The organism is Burkholderia sp. BCC0044, assembly GCF_902832955.1.
Taxonomy (GTDB): Bacteria; Pseudomonadota; Gammaproteobacteria; order Burkholderiales; family Burkholderiaceae; genus Burkholderia.
In genome coordinates this window covers 432486-448695 of record NZ_CADFDO010000002.1, presented here as the reverse complement: position 1 = coordinate 448695, position 16210 = coordinate 432486, and the positions used below count along the sequence as shown (strand labels likewise).

Annotated in this window: 17 protein-coding genes; 10 read left to right on the top strand and 7 right to left on the bottom strand. The window is 67.9% G+C overall.

The genetic code is table 11. From position 1 onward, the window contains the following. Positions 1 to 63: 63 nt before the first annotated feature. From creC to HWX14_RS10560, 3 genes are all read right to left on the bottom strand, one after another. On the bottom strand, positions 64 to 1515 hold the full coding sequence (creC, locus tag HWX14_RS10570) for a two-component system sensor histidine kinase CreC (RefSeq protein ID WP_175882670.1): 1452 nt from the start codon (positions 1513 to 1515) through the stop codon (positions 64 to 66). A gap of 15 nt (positions 1516 to 1530) precedes the next feature. Next, complete coding sequence (creB, locus tag HWX14_RS10565) at positions 1531 to 2244, bottom strand: two-component system response regulator CreB (RefSeq protein WP_175882669.1); 714 nt, start codon at positions 2242 to 2244, stop codon at positions 1531 to 1533. 101 nt (positions 2245 to 2345) lie between these two features. Continuing rightward, positions 2346 to 3059 carry an SDR family NAD(P)-dependent oxidoreductase gene (locus HWX14_RS10560; protein ID WP_175882668.1) on the bottom strand — a complete coding sequence of 238 codons (714 nt, stop codon included), beginning with the start codon at positions 3057 to 3059 and terminating at the stop codon, positions 2346 to 2348. Positions 3060 to 3422: 363 nt separating this feature from the next. On the opposite strand from HWX14_RS10560, the gene HWX14_RS10555 reads away from it, so the two are divergent. Continuing rightward, a complete protein-coding gene (locus HWX14_RS10555; protein ID WP_175882667.1) occupies positions 3423 to 4100 on the top strand; it encodes a dihydrodipicolinate reductase C-terminal domain-containing protein in 678 nt (225 codons plus the stop codon). A 95-nt stretch (positions 4101 to 4195) separates the two neighbouring features. Here the strand turns inward: HWX14_RS10555 and HWX14_RS10550 are convergent, their stop codons facing one another. Together HWX14_RS10550 and HWX14_RS10545 are read right to left on the bottom strand one after the other, a co-directional pair. Further along, complete coding sequence (locus tag HWX14_RS10550) at positions 4196 to 5005, bottom strand: SDR family oxidoreductase (RefSeq protein ID WP_175882666.1); 810 nt, start codon at positions 5003 to 5005, stop codon at positions 4196 to 4198. Next, on the bottom strand, positions 5002 to 5835 hold the full coding sequence (locus tag HWX14_RS10545; protein WP_175882665.1) for a molybdenum cofactor biosynthesis F family protein: 834 nt from the start codon (positions 5833 to 5835) through the stop codon (positions 5002 to 5004). The genes HWX14_RS10550 and HWX14_RS10545 overlap by 4 nt, the downstream gene beginning before the upstream one ends. Before the next feature lie 170 nt (positions 5836 to 6005). On the opposite strand from HWX14_RS10545, the gene HWX14_RS10540 reads away from it, so the two are divergent. The 3 genes from HWX14_RS10540 to HWX14_RS10530 all read left to right on the top strand — a co-directional run bounded on the left by HWX14_RS10540 (position 6006) and on the right by HWX14_RS10530 (position 8671). Next, positions 6006 to 6800, top strand: a complete 795-nt coding sequence (locus HWX14_RS10540; RefSeq protein WP_175882664.1) for an AraC family transcriptional regulator — start codon at positions 6006 to 6008, stop codon at positions 6798 to 6800. A 188-nt stretch (positions 6801 to 6988) separates the two neighbouring features. Beyond that, positions 6989 to 7921 (top strand): DMT family transporter, encoded by a 933-nt coding sequence (locus tag HWX14_RS10535; protein WP_175882663.1) that lies wholly within the window; start codon positions 6989 to 6991, stop codon positions 7919 to 7921. Between the two features lie 201 nt (positions 7922 to 8122). Then, positions 8123 to 8671, top strand: a complete 549-nt coding sequence (locus tag HWX14_RS10530) for a permease (RefSeq protein ID WP_175882662.1) — start codon at positions 8123 to 8125, stop codon at positions 8669 to 8671. A gap of 94 nt (positions 8672 to 8765) precedes the next feature. On the opposite strand, the gene HWX14_RS10525 is transcribed toward HWX14_RS10530, so the two are convergent. Then, complete coding sequence (locus tag HWX14_RS10525; RefSeq protein WP_006485835.1) at positions 8766 to 8900, bottom strand: entericidin A/B family lipoprotein; 135 nt, start codon at positions 8898 to 8900, stop codon at positions 8766 to 8768. A gap of 232 nt (positions 8901 to 9132) precedes the next feature. Between HWX14_RS10525 and HWX14_RS10520 the strand changes: the two genes are divergently transcribed. Further along, positions 9133 to 10428 (top strand): aspartate carbamoyltransferase, encoded by a 1296-nt coding sequence (locus HWX14_RS10520; RefSeq protein ID WP_175882661.1) that lies wholly within the window; start codon positions 9133 to 9135, stop codon positions 10426 to 10428. A 129-nt stretch (positions 10429 to 10557) separates the two neighbouring features. Here HWX14_RS10520 and HWX14_RS10515 read toward each other — a convergent pair whose 3' ends face one another. Beyond that, positions 10558 to 10977: a type II toxin-antitoxin system VapC family toxin gene (locus HWX14_RS10515; protein ID WP_175882660.1), complete on the bottom strand. Its 420-nt coding sequence runs from the start codon at positions 10975 to 10977 to the stop codon at positions 10558 to 10560. Between the two features lie 506 nt (positions 10978 to 11483). Between HWX14_RS10515 and HWX14_RS10505 the strand changes: the two genes are divergently transcribed. The 5 genes from HWX14_RS10505 to HWX14_RS10485 all read left to right on the top strand — a co-directional run bounded on the left by HWX14_RS10505 (position 11484) and on the right by HWX14_RS10485 (position 15883). After that, a complete protein-coding gene (locus HWX14_RS10505) occupies positions 11484 to 13727 on the top strand; it encodes a TonB-dependent siderophore receptor (RefSeq protein ID WP_175882659.1) in 2244 nt (747 codons plus the stop codon). Positions 13728 to 13730: 3 nt separating this feature from the next. Next, positions 13731 to 14486, top strand: a complete 756-nt coding sequence (locus tag HWX14_RS10500) for a tetratricopeptide repeat protein (RefSeq protein WP_175882658.1) — start codon at positions 13731 to 13733, stop codon at positions 14484 to 14486. Next, positions 14483 to 15166 carry a Fe2+-dependent dioxygenase gene (locus HWX14_RS10495; RefSeq protein WP_175882657.1) on the top strand — a complete coding sequence of 228 codons (684 nt, stop codon included), beginning with the start codon at positions 14483 to 14485 and terminating at the stop codon, positions 15164 to 15166. The genes HWX14_RS10500 and HWX14_RS10495 overlap by 4 nt, the downstream gene beginning before the upstream one ends. Before the next feature lie 85 nt (positions 15167 to 15251). Further along, entirely contained in the window at positions 15252 to 15491 is a 240-nt protein-coding gene (locus HWX14_RS10490; RefSeq protein WP_175882656.1) for a type II toxin-antitoxin system Phd/YefM family antitoxin, read from the top strand. Continuing rightward, positions 15488 to 15883, top strand: a complete 396-nt coding sequence (locus HWX14_RS10485) for a type II toxin-antitoxin system VapC family toxin (RefSeq protein ID WP_089470610.1) — start codon at positions 15488 to 15490, stop codon at positions 15881 to 15883. The genes HWX14_RS10490 and HWX14_RS10485 overlap by 4 nt, the downstream gene beginning before the upstream one ends. Positions 15884 to 16210 lie beyond the last annotated feature (327 nt).

Sequence of the window (16210 nt, the reverse complement as noted above, 5' to 3'; positions counted from 1 at the left end):
CGGCCCCGGTGAAGGGCGATTGAAGCCGGCGTGAAGCGAATGTGTGGCGAGCGTGAAGCGCGCTCAGCCGGCCGACGGCAGCGTGAGCGTCGCGCACGCGCCGCCTTCCGCGCGGTTCGCGAGCGCGACCTGGCCGCGGTGCAGCATCGCAACTTCGCGGACGAAACACAGCCCGAGGCCCGTGCTGCGATCCTGCCCGTCGGGGCGCGGCAGCGAATAGAAGCGTTCGAACACGCGCGACAGCGCATAGTCCGGCACGCCGGGGCCGTCGTCGACGACGCGCACGACCGCGACGTGCGCCCTGCCCGCCGGTTGCCGCTCGAGCGCGATCCGGATCGTGCTGCCTTGCGGCGCGAAATCCAGCGCGTTGTCGAGCAGGTTGCCGAGCGCCTGCCGCAGCAGGAACGGATCGCCGTCGACGATCGGCGGATCGGCCGCATCGTGCGCGTCGATCCGCAGGCTCACGCCGCGCTGCCGCGCGCGCGGCTCGATATCGTCGACGAGCTGTTCGAGCACCGGCCGCAGCGCGACCGGCTCGTGCACCGACAGCCGCTGCTTCTGCTCGACCTCGGCCAGCGCGAGCAGCTTGCGGATCATCTGTTCGAGACGGCCGGCCTGGCGGCGGATGTTCTCGGTGAAGCGCCGGCGGTTCGCGACCGGCATGTCTTCCTGCAACAGCTCGGCCGCGCCGCTGATCGCGGCCAGCGGGCTCTTCATCTCGTGCGTGAGCGTGTGGATGTAGGTTTCGACGTACTGCCGGTCCTCCAGCCGCTGATGCATGCTTTCCACCGCGCGCCCCAGTTCGGCCAGCTCGTTCGCGCCCTGCAGCGGCATCGACGCGCGCTCGCCGGCCGCGATCGCGCGCGCATAGCGCTGCAGGCGCCGCAGCCCGAGCACCAGCCACCACGTGCACGCGGCGCCGATCAGGATCGCACCGCCCATCAGCAACGCGCCGTACAGCATGATCTTGCGCTGGCTGCGCGCGATGAACGGCGCGACCGTCTGGTTCGGTTTCGCGATCGTCAGCACGCCGATGATCTCGTTGCCGCGCCGGATCGGCGCCGCCACATGCATCACGGTGCTGCTGTCGTCGTTCGGATCGCTGCGCGTGCTGCGTGCGCCGTATTCGCCGCGCAGCGTCCGGTACACGTCGTTCCAGCGCGAATAGTCCTGCCCGACCGCGCTGCCGGCCGAGTCGTAGCGCACGATGCCGTGCGCATCGGTGATGTAGAGGCGGTAGCCGATCGCGTTCTTCTGGATGCCCCACACGTTCGCGCTGACCGGCCGCTCGTGCAGTTTCCCGAGCTGCCGCGCGAACGTGCCGTCGGCGATGTGGCCGGTCGCCATGTCGTCGGCGGCCAGCGTCGCCAGCACCTGCGCGGTATCGACGAGCGTATCCTCCATCGCTTCGCGCACGCCGGGCTTCACCTCCTGCACGAACACGCGCAGCGTGATCAGCGCGGCCAGGCCGACGATCAGGAAAAAGCCGAAGAAGATGCGCAGGCCGATATGCATGGGCGGTGCCGGTCGTTACGGTTGCAGCGAATAACCCATCCCGCGATGCGTGCGGATCGGGTCGCGCTCGGGGTCGATCGCGCGCAGCTTGGCGCGCAGCGTCTTGATGTGCGTGTCGACCGTGCGGTCCGCCGAGTCGAGCGCCTCGTGCCACACGAGATCCATCAACTGTTCGCGCGAGTAGATGCGGCCCGGATGCCGGACCAGCAGCGCCAGCAGCCCGAATTCGTAGCGCGTGAGGTCCAGCGCGTGGCCGAGCCATGCCACGCGCGCGCCGTCGGTGTCGAGCGTGAAGCCGGGGGCGACCGGTGCTGGCGCCTCCGCAAGCGCGGATGCTGGCGCCGGTTCCGGTGTGGCCGTCCGGTGGAAGCGGCGCAGGATCACACGCACCCGCGCGGCCAGCTCGCGCGGCGAAAACGGCTTGACGACGTAATCGTCGGCGCCGATCTCGAGCCCGACGATCCGGTCGATCTCGTCGTGCCGCGCGGTGAGGAAAATCACCGGAATATCGGTGAACGTGCGCAGCCGCCGGCATACCTCGAAGCCGCTGAGATCCGGCAGGCCGACGTCGAGCACCACGAGATCGACACGCGTATCGCGCAGGCGGTCGAGCGCCGCCTGCCCGAGCGTGCAGTGGACGGTCTGCATGCCGTCGGTGCCGAGGGCATAGACGATCGTGTCCGCGATCGCCTGTTCGTCTTCGACGATCAGGATGGTGGGCTGAGTCATGGCCTCAGGTTCGGTCTCGGGTTCAGGTCTTGAGTTCGGGTCGCGCAATCCGGTGCGACATTGTACGCACGGCCGAACCCGGCGAGCCCTCCCCCGGCGTACTACGCGACGCGGCCGCTCACCGGAATCGATGCGCCGGTGATCGCCTGCGCGTCGGTCGACAGCAGGAATCCGATCGTCGCCGCGAGCTGTTCGGGCCGGACCCAGCGCGAGAAGTCGGCGTCGGGCATGTCCTTGCGGTTCGGCGGCGTGTCGATGATGCTCGGCAGCAGCGCGTTCACGGTCACGCCGCGATCGAGCAGTTCCGCCGCCAGCGCCTCGGTGAGCCGCGCGACGCCGGCCTTCGCGGCCGCATACGCGCCCATCCCCGCGCTGGCCTTGAATGCCGCGCCCGCGCCGATGTTGACGATGCGGCCGGCCTGGCTCGCCACCAGGTACGGCAGCGCGGCCTTCGACGCGTTCAGCGCCGTCTTCACGTTCAGTTCGTACATGCGGTCCCACGTGGCGGCATCGCCGTCCGCGATCGTCTGCCACACGAATGCGCCGGCGATGTTCAGCAGCGCGTCGACCCGCCCGAATTCGCGGTTGACCGTGTCGAGCGCCTGCGCGGCGGCCTGCGGATCGACGAGATCGATGCCGCCGATGCGCAGCGCATCGGCCGGCACGCCGGGCAGCGCCTGCGCGGCCGGGGCCGCGCCGCGGCCGATCAGCGCGACGCGTGCGCCGCGCTCGCCGAGCCACGCGGCCGTCGCGACGCCCAGATGACCGAAGCCGCCGGTGATCGCGACTGCCTTGCCTTTCAGTTCGTGTTCCATCGATGTGTTCTCCTGGATCGAGGGTGATGGGATGAAATGCCGACAGCGTAGCGCCGTTCATGCGTTCGTGCGCACGGGATGAGGGTGCGGTGGCGCGGTTCCCCCGTCGGTGCGCCGTGGCTGGCCGGGAGGGAGGTCGGCGGCAGGTCGACGGAAAGCTGGCGGCGGCATCGCGAAATGGATCGCGGCCCATACGTCGCCCGTCGGTGCGCCGCCTGCGCGGGCCGACGAGCACGCCGTCGGACGGCCGGGCATAATGCGCGATGCCCGCCATGCGTGGCGCGCGGCACGACAGCCGGCCTGGCCTGCCCGACGACCCGCGCCACCGCCGTCTCGCACCCCGAACCTCAACCCGTCAATCCCATGCAAGTACTCGTCATCGGAACCGGCAAGCTCGCCAACGAGTTGCTCGGCTCGCACAAGCTCGACCCGGCCACCTGTCGCGTGATGCCGTGGTCGGACAGCGCGCGAACCGACGCCCGGTCGATCGTCGTCCATGCCGGTTCCGGCCGCGAACTCGCCGCCGCGATCGCGTTCTGCGAGGCCAGCGCGTCGCCACTCATCGAGTTGTCGACCGGCTCCGACCTCGAAACCGGAACGTACGGCTTTCCGGTCGTGCTGTGTCCGAACACGAACATCCTGATGCTCAAGTTCATGAGCATGCTGGAAACCAGCGGCCACCTGTTTCGCGACTGCGAAATCAGCGTGACCGAGTCGCATCAGGCCGGCAAGACGTCGGTGCCCGGCACCGCCGTCGGCATCGCCCAGTCGCTCGGCGTGCGGCCGGAAGACATCCGCTCCGTGCGCGACCCGGACGTGCAGCGCAGCGAATTCGGCATCGCCGACGATCAGCTCGGCCGCCATGCGGTTCACCGCATACGCATCGACGACGGCGCATGCAGCCTGCGGTTCGAATCGCGCGTATCCGGCGCGACGCCCTACGCGGATGGCGTATCGCGCATCGTCGAAGCCGTCCGGCAGCACGATCTCGAGCATCGTCGCTATTCGATCGTCGAATTCATCCGCAACGGCTGGCTGTAGTCGCGGTGAGGGCGTGCGGCATGGCCCTCATGGCGCGGGCCGCACGCGGATGCCGGCACGCCGCCGCCGCAATCACCGCCCTCGCCGCCTCACCGCTACCCGTCCCCCAACACCGCCCCGCTCTCCGGCAAGGTCGCGCCGCCGTCGACGACGATCGTCTGCCCGGTGATGTACGCCGCGTCGGCCGACGCGAGAAACAGCATCGCGTTCGCGATGTCCTCCGGCTCGCCCATCCGTGCCAGCGGAATGTCGCGCGCGATCTGCGCCGCGACCGACGCGTCGCCGAGATTGCCGGCCGCCGGCGTGCGGATCATCCCCGGTTCGACGCCGTTGACCGTCACGTTGCGGCGCGCCAGCTCCAGCGCCGCCGCCCGAATGAAGCCGTTCACGCCCGCCTTCGACGCCGCGTAATGCGCAAGCCCCGGATAGACGACGCGCGGCCCCGTCACCGACGACGTGACGAGCAGCCGCCCGGCCCCCGCGCGCTCGAATGCCGGCAACGCAGCCTGCGCGAGCCAGAACAGCGCCGACAGGTTGACCGACAGCGTCCGGTCGAGCGTCGGCGCGTCGATCTGCATGAACGGCGTCAACGGGAAATACGCGGCATTGTGGATGACGACATCGAGCCGGCCGCCGTCGCGCTCGACTGCCGCGACGAGCGCATCCAGTTCGTCCCGGCTCGCGGCATCGACCTGATACGCGCGTGCGTCGCCGCCTGCGCTGACCAGCGCGTCGGCCTGCACGGCTGCCGCGTCGCCGTTCAGGTCGGCGACCGCGACGAACGCGCCGGATTCCGCGAAACGGCGCGCGATCGCCGCGCCGATCCCTTGCGCGGCCCCCGTGACGAGCACGACACGCCCACTGAAATCCGCACGCAGGCGGCCGCTGCCCGGCACGGCGGTCATCGCTGCGCCTCGTCGCCGAGCGGGTGCACGGTTTCGTTCAGCACCTGCGCGTAAGCGCCGACCTGGAAATTCGACAGCGTGCCGAAATCGCCGCCCTGATAGCCGAAGATCTTGCCGTCGGTCTTGCGCTGCGCGAGGTCGATCAGCACGACACCGAGCGTCGGCACCACCTTTTCGCGCCACACGAACAAATACAGTTCGTCTGCGATCCTGAAGTAATGACAGCGGTCGACGTCGGCCAGCCCGCCTTCGACGCCCTGCAGGCACTGCCACGCGTAGAAGTTCTCGTTCAGATAGATGTGCTCGTAGCACTCGGTCGGACTGTAGCGATACATCGTCCGCTTGCCGATCAGCTCGCGCGTGGGCGCATGCAGCGGCCCCGGCCGGACATGGCCGCCGAGCGTGCCGTGCCGGAACTGCGCATCGACGGCCGTCAGCGGCAGCCCGCGCGCGACGCGCGTGAACGCATCGATGCGCGTGTCGGCCTCCGTCGGCAGCGTACCGACGACCGACGTCCACGCGCCGCTGTCGAGATCGATCACGAGGCTCACCGATGTCGCCCGAGCAGTGGCATCGATGTAGTCGACGAAGTACAGCCCGTCGCGCAACCGCGTGACGCGGCACGGCGCGCGGCCGTCCGTGTCGGTCGCCGCATCGCGCCACTGCAGCGCGCCCGGCTCGAACGTATAGACGCGCCACGCGCCCGCGACGTCGCCGAGCGTCAGCGTCCGCCCGGCGAGCGCGTCGACGGGTGCGAGGACGTTCGCCTCCGGCGCGAAGCCGTCCGCGAGCGCGCCCACCTGAATGAATACCGGATCCTGTCGTTCCACCTGCCCTCTCCCGCGCAGCTTCAGGCCCGGCGGGCCGTGTACGCTGCTGATATGCACATGGTGCGGGCTGCGCGCGCCGCGCGGTATCCGCCAAACGGATGAAGGGCGCGCGGCGCCGGAACGCGCTAAAGTGCACGGGAACCGCGCCGCGACCGGCGCGAGGAGCGCACATGCACCGTGTCACCCACTATCGACGCACCGGCGAAGGCATCGAGGCGATCAGCCTCGAATCCGACCGCGCGTTTCCGCGCCACGCGCACGACGAATTCGGGGTCGGCGTGATCGTCAGCGGTGCGCACCGGTCGTGGAGCGGCCGCGGGCAGGTCGACGCGCTCGCCGGCGACGCGATCATGGTCAACCCGGGCGAGATGCACGACGGCTCGCCGCTCGAGGCCGGCACCGGCCGGCGCTGGCGGATGCTGTACCTCGCGCCGGCGCTGGTTGCGGGCGTCGCGGCGGAAGAAGGCGTCGGCGGCGTCGAGCTTGCGCATCCGGCCGTGCGCGACGCGCGGCTCACGGCCGCCGTCGGCCGGCTGCATGCGCGCGTCGTCGCAGGCGAAACCCAGCCGCTGGCCCGCGACGAAGCGCTCGTGATGCTCGTCGCCGGGTTGCTCGCCCGGCACGCAAACCGCACGCTGCCGGTGCCCGGCGTCGCGCCGGCGGTGCGCGTCGCCCGCGAGCGGCTCGACGCCGCGCCGGCCACCCCCGTGTCGCTCGCCGAGCTGGCCGACCTGAGCGGCGTCAGCCGCTTCCAGTTGCTGCGCGGCTTCGCGCGCGAGCTCGGCATCACGCCGCATGCCTATCTGGTTCAGTCGCGCACGCGGCTGGCGCGCGCGTTGCTGGCGAGCGGCCTGCCGATCGCCGATGCCGCGGCCGAAGCCGGCTTCGCCGATCAGAGCCACCTGACGCGCGCGTTCGCGCGTCAGTTCGGGATCACGCCGGGGCGCTTCACGCAGGCGGGATAACGACGCTATCGCCAGCGCGGTACGAGGCCTCCGGGCGCACCGCATTCGCAGGTGGTTGCCGCCTCAACCTCAACCGCAGCCGCGACCGATCGCATGCGTGCACGCCGACCGCACACCGCATTCAGCGCGCCCCTCGGCTGCAATTTCGTTCAAGACGCCCCCTGCCGCCGCACGCGACGATGCGGCGCATGAAGACACGACTGACTGGCTATCTCTATCTCGCCGCCGCGATGGCGGGCGTCGGCAGCACCGTCATCGCGAGCCGTCTCGCGGCCGGCGGCCTGCCGCCGTTCGCGGCCACCGCGCTGCGCTTCCTGATCGCGACCCCGCTGCTGTTCGCGCTGATGCGCGCGCAGCGCATGCGCTGGCCGCGCATTTCCGCACACGACGCCGTGCTGCTCGTCGTCCAGGCGGCGGCGGGCGGCGTCGGCTATACGGTGCTGCTGATCAGCGGCACGAAACTGTCGTCGCCGCTCGATGCGGGCGTGATGCTCGGCACGCTGCCGGCCATGTCGACGCTGATCGCGGCCGTCGTGCTGCGCGAGCGGCAGACGCCGCGCGACTGGCTGGCCGCCGCGCTCGCCACGGCCGGCGTGCTGTTCGTCACGTTCGCGCCGGGGCACGCGACGCCATCGCTGCAAACGCTTGCCGGCGATGCGCTGGTGCTGGCGGCCGTCGCATGCGAAGCGGTCTTCATCCTGCTCAACCGGCGGCTTGCCGCGCCGTTGCCGCCGCTTGCGCTCTCCACCGCGATGTCGGGCCTCGGCTTCGTGCTCGCACTCGTGCCGGCCGCGTTCGAATGGCGTGCGGTAGCGAGCGGCTGGACCGTCGGCGCCGTGTCGGCGATCGTGTACTACGCGCTGATTCCGACCGTGCTCGGCTACCTGTGCTGGTATGCGGGTTCGGCGCGCACGAGCGGCACCGAGGCGGCCCTGTTCACCGCGGTCGCGCCGGTTTCGGCCGTGCTGTTCGCGGTCGCGCTGTTCGGCGAAACGCTGACCGGCACGCGTGTCGCCGGCATCGCGCTCGTCGTCGCCGGCATGCTGGTCGGCGCGACGCGGCGGCGCGGGCCGCCCGTCGAATCACGCACGACGCTCGCCGCGCAGACCGCCACCGACTGACTCGCGTTCATCTCGTCCCGGCGGAAACGGCGGCGGCGCCCTGCCATCGCATCGCCTGCCGATCGCCACCTTCCCCGCAATGCAGCCGGCGACTGTAGGAATGTGTCCGCGCACCGCAAAACCGTTGCGCACGGCTGCGCAAGATGCAATATTCGCGTGGCCGGACCCTTTGACAACCATCGAACAACAATCGGCCAAGCAATGAACAGGAAGGAAGCCAAAACAAGAATCGCGGTGCTGCTGTCCGCGGGAACGAGGAAGGCCGACGCGCTGGCCGAACTGTCCGGACAGGGGCTCAAGGATCGCGTGCTCGCGCACCTGATCGCGTCGCGCCCGGACCCCGAACGCTGCCGCAACAACAAGGTGCACATCCGGATCCTGATCGCGCTCGGCATCGCCCAGCTGGTCATCAGCCTGATGCTTGCGTACTACTTCTTCGCATCCGGCGCCGGCACCGTCCTCGTCGCCGTATTCCTTGCGTTGACCGTGCCGCTGTCGCTGCTGTTCATCTGGGGCTTTGCGACCCATCGTGTCGGCGCGTATCACGCGTTCATCCTGCTGTCGCTGCTGCAGATGCCGAAGACCGTCGCCGATCTCGGGCGCGATCCGGCGGCCGCGCTGCCGAGCCTCGCGATCACGGTCGTGCTGGTCGGTTACGTGTGGTTCGTCCGCAACCGGTTGTTCCCCGACTACGGCTGGTTCACGCCGCGCAAGGTCGACGGCAGCTACGCGTTCGTGGAGCGCGCCTGACGCCGCCGGCGTCGCGTCGCGCGCAAAAAAGGCGCCGGGCCGCCCCGCCATCGCGGGAAGGCCCGGCGCCTTCTGCATGCCGGAACTGGTCGGCTTACTTGGCCTTTTCAGCCGAATCGCTGATCGCCTGGCCGCCCTTCGAAATATCCTGGCCCACGCCGGCGACCGTATTGCAACCGGCGAGCGCGGCGGTCACCACCAGCAGCATTGCAGCAATCGTACGCGTCATTCTCATTCTCCTTGGAATCAACAAGCCCGACCGGGCGAATCGTTTGTGGCGTGGCGCCCGGCATGCTGCCGGACACGGGGCCTGACCTGATTATACGGAGACGCACGCCGCGCGCCAGTACGGCCCCGCCGAGTGTCCGGCGCGCCACACCACGGGTGCGCAGATTTTTCTTGACTTCATCGCGCCACGAACTAATATACGCATCGCGTATATTTTCCGCCAGGAGCCGCCGATGACCGTTCCCCAGCAAGCCTTCCTCCGCGACGCGATGCGCCGCCTCAACATGACCCGCGAGGCATTCGCGAACCGCATCGGCGTCAGCCGGCGCGCGCTGGATACCTGGCTGCTTCCGGACGATTCGCAGGAATCGCGCGGAATGCCGGAGATCGTCGAGCGCTTCGTGTCGGAAATCGTCGAACGCTCGGCGCCGGACGGCGAGAACTATACGCAAAGCGTAGACAAACAAGGGCTCGCGAAGCAGTTCCTGTTCGAAGGCAAGCCGCAACTGATCTCGGTCGACCAGTTCTCGCGTGATTCGGTCGAGGCGCTGTTCCGCGTGGCCGACGTCATGCAGCCGATCGCGCGGCGCCACAAGATTTCGCGCGTGCTCGAAGGCGCCGTGCTCGGCAACCTGTTCTTCGAGGCCAGCACGCGCACGCGCGTGTCGTTCGGCGCGGCCTTCTGCCGGCTCGGCGGCTCGGTGTGCGACACGACGGGCTTCACGTTCTCGTCGATGGCCAAGGGCGAATCGATCTACGACACGAGCCGCGTGATGGCCGGCTACGTCGACGCGCTCGTGATCCGCCATCCGGAAAAAGGCTCGGTGGCCGAGTTCGCCCGCGCGACCAACCTGCCGGTGATCAACGGCGGCGACGGCCCCGGCGAGCACCCGAGCCAGGCGCTGCTCGACCTCTATACGATCCAGCGCGAGTTTTCGCGGCTCGGCAAGATCGTCGACGGCGCGCACATCGCGCTGGTCGGCGACCTGAAATACGGCCGCACCGTGCACTCGCTCGTCAAGCTGCTCGCGCTGTACCGCGGGCTGAAGTTCACGCTCGTGTCGCCGCCGACGCTCGAGATGCCCGCGTACATCGTCGACCAGATTTCGACGAACGGCCATGTGGTCGAGCAGACGACCGACCTCGCGGCCGGGCTGCGCGGCGCGGATGTCGTCTACGCGACGCGGATCCAGAAGGAGCGCTTCACCGACGAATCGTTCGAAGGCTACACGCCGGATTTCCAGATCAACCAGGCGCTCGTCGATTCGGCGTGCAAGCCCGATACGCTGATCATGCACCCGCTGCCGCGCGACAGCCGGCCCGGTGCGAACGACCTGTCGGTCGACCTGAACCGCGACCCGCGTCTCGCGATCTTCCGGCAAACCGACAACGGCATTCCGGTGCGGATGGCGATCTTCGCGGTGCTGCTCGGTGTCGAGAATCTCGTCCAGCATTCGATGCGCGACGCGACGTGGCGGCCGCCGGCGTACCTGGGGCCGGAGGATGCGGTGTTTCACGGAATCGACTGACGCCGCACCGGAAGCCTCATGCCCGCCCGCCATCGCCTCAGCGAGCGGCCACGCTTGCTCGATTCGAAACGCGCCGTATTGCACGGCGCGTTTTCATTTCGGCGCGGTGAAAGAACCGACAGTCGCGAACTACTCACCCCATGGGTCGATGACGCGCGGGCCCAACGCCTGGAACGGCGAGACGTCGCGCGTGGCCACGATCAGGCCGTTCGCCTCGGCCGTGGCGGCGATAAAACAATCGAGGTGCGCGATCGCGTTACCTGCAACACGGGCCCGCGCCCGAAAGCTCGCATACGCTTTACTCGCCGCATCGTCGAACGGCAGGATCCGGCCTCGAAACAGCGACAGCACGCGCTGCTCGATGCCCTGATGCAGCCTGTCTCGCCGTCGCCCTTCCGGCAACGCCGCAATGCCGAATCGAATTTCGGCGAGACTGATCGCGGCGAGAAACAACGTCTCGACGTTCTGCGCATCGAGCCACTCGACCACCGCCGCGTTCGGCTCGCGCCGGAGCGGCTCGGTCATGACGTTCGTATCAACAAGGATCATTCGACACTCATCGGAGGGGTTGGCATTTTGTCGCGCTCGACGTCGAAATCGACGCCGCCTGCCTGGCAGAACGGCCTGATCGAGAATGTCACGCACCTCGGCTTCGATGCTGCGCCCGTGCCGGGCAGCGCGAATCCGAAGCGCGATGCACTTCGCGCCGCAGATTGCGAACGGTCATCGCAGGCATGGCGCATCCCTTCAAAATGCTTCCAATACGGTCATCCCGGCATCTTGCAGTCACATCGATTGCGTCGCGACACATCCACTCTAGCCCGCCCAACGATCCCGTCACATTCGGCCAATCGGCCATTCCCGCCCTCCAGCCGCTCCAAACCCCTCCGCAACATTCGTCAACAATTCTGTTACAAACGCGAACAAGAACGCTTCTCATTTAGAAAGAAATTACATAGAATGCCGCCTGAAAACAAATCGTAATAATTCCCGGCGGCGTGCACATTTCCGTATCGCAGTGCCTCCGGGGCCACACCGCGAGGTCGAAGCGCACCATGAAATCCCGTCCGGACGAGCTGAAGCTCGGCAAATTCACCACCTTGTGCAGCGTGCTTGCCGCGACCCCCGCGTTCGCCGACGGCACGCCGCCCGCGGCGCCCGCCAGCACCGAAGGCCACCTCGCGCCGATCGAGATCCAGGGCAAGACCGAGCACAGCTACAAGGCCGACTTTTCCGCTTCCGCGAAATTCACCGCGCCGCTCGTCGACACGCCGAAATCCGTCACCGTGATCCCGCAGGAACTGATCCAGAGCAGCGGCGCGGCAACGCTGACCGAAGCGCTGCGCACCGTGCCCGGCATCACGTTCGGCGCCGGCGAAGGCGGCAACCCGCTCGGCGACCGTCCGTTCATCCGCGGCTACGACACGCAGGGCAGCATGTTCGTCGACGGCATGCGCGACACGGGCGCCACCACGCGCGAAATCTTCAACACCGAACGCGTCGAGATCACCAAGGGTTCCGACGGCGCATACGGCGGCCGCGGCGGCGCCGGCGGCAGCATCAACCTGGTCACGAAGGCCCCGCATCTCGGCACGACGGCCGCCGCGAGCGCGGGCCTCGGCACCGACCGCTATCGCCGCTTTACCGCCGACGGCAACTGGCAGTTTGCCGATCACGCCGCGTTCCGCCTGAACCTGATGAGCCACAACAACGACGTCGCCGGCCGCGACGCCGTCAACAACGAACGCTGGGGCGTCGCGCCGTCGATCGCGTTCGGCCTCGGCACGCCGACGCGCGTGACCGCGAGCTACTACCACCTGCAGACGGACGACATGCCCGACGGCGGCATCCCCTACTTCTACACGACGTCGAACAAGCCCGCGAACGTCGGCACGATCTATCCTGCGCCCGTCGATCGTCACAACTTCTACGGCCTGATCGACCGCGACTTCCGCAAGACCACGTCGGACATCAGCACGATCAAGATCGAGCACGACATCACGCCGAACCTCACGGTGCGCAACACCACGCGCTACACGGAATCGACGCAGGACTACATCTGGACGCAGCCGGACGACAGCCAGGGCAACGTGGTGAACGGCAAGGTCTGGCGCCGCAACAACAACCGCAACAGCTCGATCAACAGCCTCGCGAACCTGACCGAGCTGTTCGGCGAATTCCGCACGGGCCCGTTCAAGCACAGCTTCACGACCGGCATCGAGCTGTCCCGCGAATGGGGCAAGCGCGATTCGTACACGGTCGCGACCGACAAGGGCACGATCTGCCAGAAAGGCATCGGCGCGGCGTCGGGCTACAACTGCACGAGCCTGTGGTCGCCGAACCCGAACGATCCGTGGGCCGGTTCGATCACGCGCAACAACGACTACGCGCATGCGCGCACCACGACGAAGTCGATCTACGGCTTCGACACGATCGAGATCACGCCGCGCTGGCAGGTGAACGCCGGCGTGCGCGTCGACGACTACTCGACCCGCTTCACCGATACCAAGGCCAACGGCGGCAAGACCTATACGCGCGACGACACGCTGTTCAACTGGCAGGCCGGCCTCGTGTTCAAGCCCGCGCAGAACGGCAGCATCTACGCGTCGTATGCGACGTCGTCGACGCCGGCCGGCATGCTGCTCGGCGAAGGCAGCGAAACGCAGTCGCTCACGCCGGGCCGCGGCGGCGTCGGCCCGAACGCCGACCAGATGGCGCCCGAGAAGAACCGCAGCATCGAGCTCGGCACGAAGTGGAACGTGCTGAACGACAAGCTGTCGCTGACGGCCGCGCTGTTCCAGATCGACACGACGAACGCACGCGTGACGCTGCCGAACAACCAGTACGCGATGGTCGGCAACAAGCGCGTGCAGGGTCTCGAACTCGGCCTGGCCGGCCAGATCACGAAGCAGTGGCAGGTGTTCGGCGGCTACACGTACATGAAGAGCCAACTGCGCGACAACGGCAAGGACGCCGCGAACAACGGCAACCGCTTCCCGAACACGCCGAAGCACAGCCTCACGATGTGGTCGAACTATGACGTCACGCCGAAGTTCACGGTCGGCGGCGGCGCGTTCTACATGTCGGAAGTGTTCGGCGATCCCGCGAACCAGCGCGCCGTGCCGTCGTACTGGCGCTTCGACGCGATGGCGCAGTACCGGATCAACAAGAAGCTCGACCTGCAGTTGAACGTGAACAACCTGTTCAACCGCACGTACTTCGATCAGGCGTATCCGGCGCACTATGCGTCGATCGCGCCGGGCCGCTCGGCGTTCGTCACGCTGAACGCGCGCTACTGATCGATGGAGGCCGTGTCGCTGAAGGCGCTCGCGTCGGTATCGCCGCGCGAGTTCGCCGACATCCTGGCCGGGCCGCCCGAGCGCGCCGCCGCGTGGGTCGCGGCGGCGGCCGACCACGGCATCGTCGACGCGCAGGCCGTCTACGGGCAATACCTGCTCGACGGGCACGGCGTCGCACGCGACCCGGCCGCCGCGCTCAACTGGTTCCGGCACGCGGCGCGGGCCGGTCACCCGATGGCGATGAACATGCTCGGGCGCTGTTACGAGTTCGGTTGGGGCACGGCCGCGTGCGCGCCGGTCGCCGTGTACTGGTACCGGCTCGCCGCGCAGGCGGGGCTCGACTGGGGCATGTACAACTACGCGACTGCACTGGCGCTCGGCAACGGCGTCGACGAGAACCGTGCCGACGCGCTCGACTGGTTTCGCCGCGCGGCCGCGCTCGGCCATGCGAAATCGATCAACCTGATCGGCGGCTTCTACGAGGACGGCTGGGTCGTATCGGTCGATACCGACGCCGCGTTCGACCACTATCGCCGTGCGGCCGAAGCCGGCGATTTTCGCGGCCAGTTCAACTATGCGCGGCTGCTCGCCGAGCGCGGGCGCGTCGACGAAGCGCTCGCGTGGCTCGCCCGCGTGCCGGCCACCGCGACACCCGCGTTCATCGCGAAGATGCGTGCGTATCTGGTGTCGTCGCCGCTCGACGCTTTTCGTTCGGCGGCCATGCAACTGGCGCCGGACGCAATGGAATCCGCACCATGATGCTTCATATCCCCGGCGTACTGACCCGAGCGCAAGTCGCGCAATGCCGCGATCTGCTCGATGCCGCCGAATGGGTCGACGGCAACGCGACGTCCGGCGCGCAGTCGGCGCTCGCGAAACGCAACCGGCAATTGCCGGAAGGGTCGCCGGTCGCACGCACCGTCGGCGACGCGATCCAGGACGCACTCGCCCGCCATCCGCTGTTCTTTTCGGCGGCGCTGCCGCTCAAGGTGTTTCCGCCGCTGTTCAATCGCTATGCCGGCGGCGAGACGTTCGGCACGCACGTCGACAACGCAATCCGGCTGCTGCGCGGCACGGATTTCCGCGTGCGCAGCGACCTGTCGGCGACGCTGTTCCTCGAGGAACCCGACGCGTACGACGGCGGCGAGCTGTGCGTCGAGGATACGTACGGCGTGCATCGCGCGAAGCTGCCGGCAGGCGATCTCGTGCTGTATCCGGCGTCGAGCCTGCATCACGTGACGCCCGTGATGCGGGGTGAACGCGTGGCGTCGTTCTTCTGGATCCAGAGCATGGTGCGCGACGATGGCGATCGCACGCTGCTGTTTCAGCTCGATACGCAGATTCAGGCTTTGTCGGCGGAAAAAGGCGCGAAGGACCCGATGGTCATTTCCCTGACCGGGATTTATCACAACCTGTTGCGGAAGTGGGCGGACGCGTAGCGTGAGCCGCTCACGCTCCACGGCGCTTGCGCCGCGTCGAAATGCGGGTCTAAAATGACCATCGTCAAATGACCATGCTCATATCATGATGCCGCACGCTCCCGTATCGAAATCCGAATTCAAGGCTCGCGCCCTCGAATACTTCCGGCTCGTCGAGGCGTCGGGCGAAAGCCTGATCGTCACCGACCACGGCAGGCCGACGCTCGAGATCCGGCCGTATCGCTCGCGCGAAGCTCAGCCGTTGGACATATTGCGCGGTTCGGTCATGCGCTACGACAATCCTCTCGATCCGATTGCGGAAGATGATTGGGAGGCGTCGCGGTGATCGTGCTGGATACGCATGCATTGGTGTGGTGGGTGGCAGGCGACCCTGCGCTCAGCAAGAAGGCGAGAAGCGCGATCGATCGCGCACGGAGCGAAGGTGCGCTCGCCGCATCGGCCATCTCCGCGTGGGAAATCGCGATGCTGGTGCGCAACGACCGACTCGCACTGACGATGGATGTCGACGCGTGGCTCGCCACCGTCGCGCAGATCGACGGCATGCGGTTCGTGCCCATCGATGCTGACATCGCCGCGAAATCCACCGACCTGCCCGGCACGTTCCACAAGGATCCGGCCGATCGCATGATCGTCGCGACCGCGCGGCGGCTCGGCGCGCCGCTCGTCACCCGCGACGAAAAAATCCGCGCGTACGCGCACGTCAAGACGCTCTGGTAGGCGTCGCCCGCCCGTGGGTCGAACCACGGCGCATCTTCCGCCTGACTCCCGCATATCGACGATTCGTCCGACCAAAACGACCGCGGCCGCCCCGTCCCATATCGGCTAGCGGCCCGTAGCCGTCGTCGCACCACTTGCCCGCGCCGGCTTCACGAATTACCTGTCCGAATGGTGGCATTGGTCGTTCGGCGATCGCTATTGGGCCGTCATGCAGAACGAATCGCATGCAATTTACGGTCCTGTCGAGGAAAGCATGCTCGACGAAGCGTCGCGATGACGGTTTTCCCGATCCGGCACGCGTGACCCGGTAACATCCTCACTTGCCGA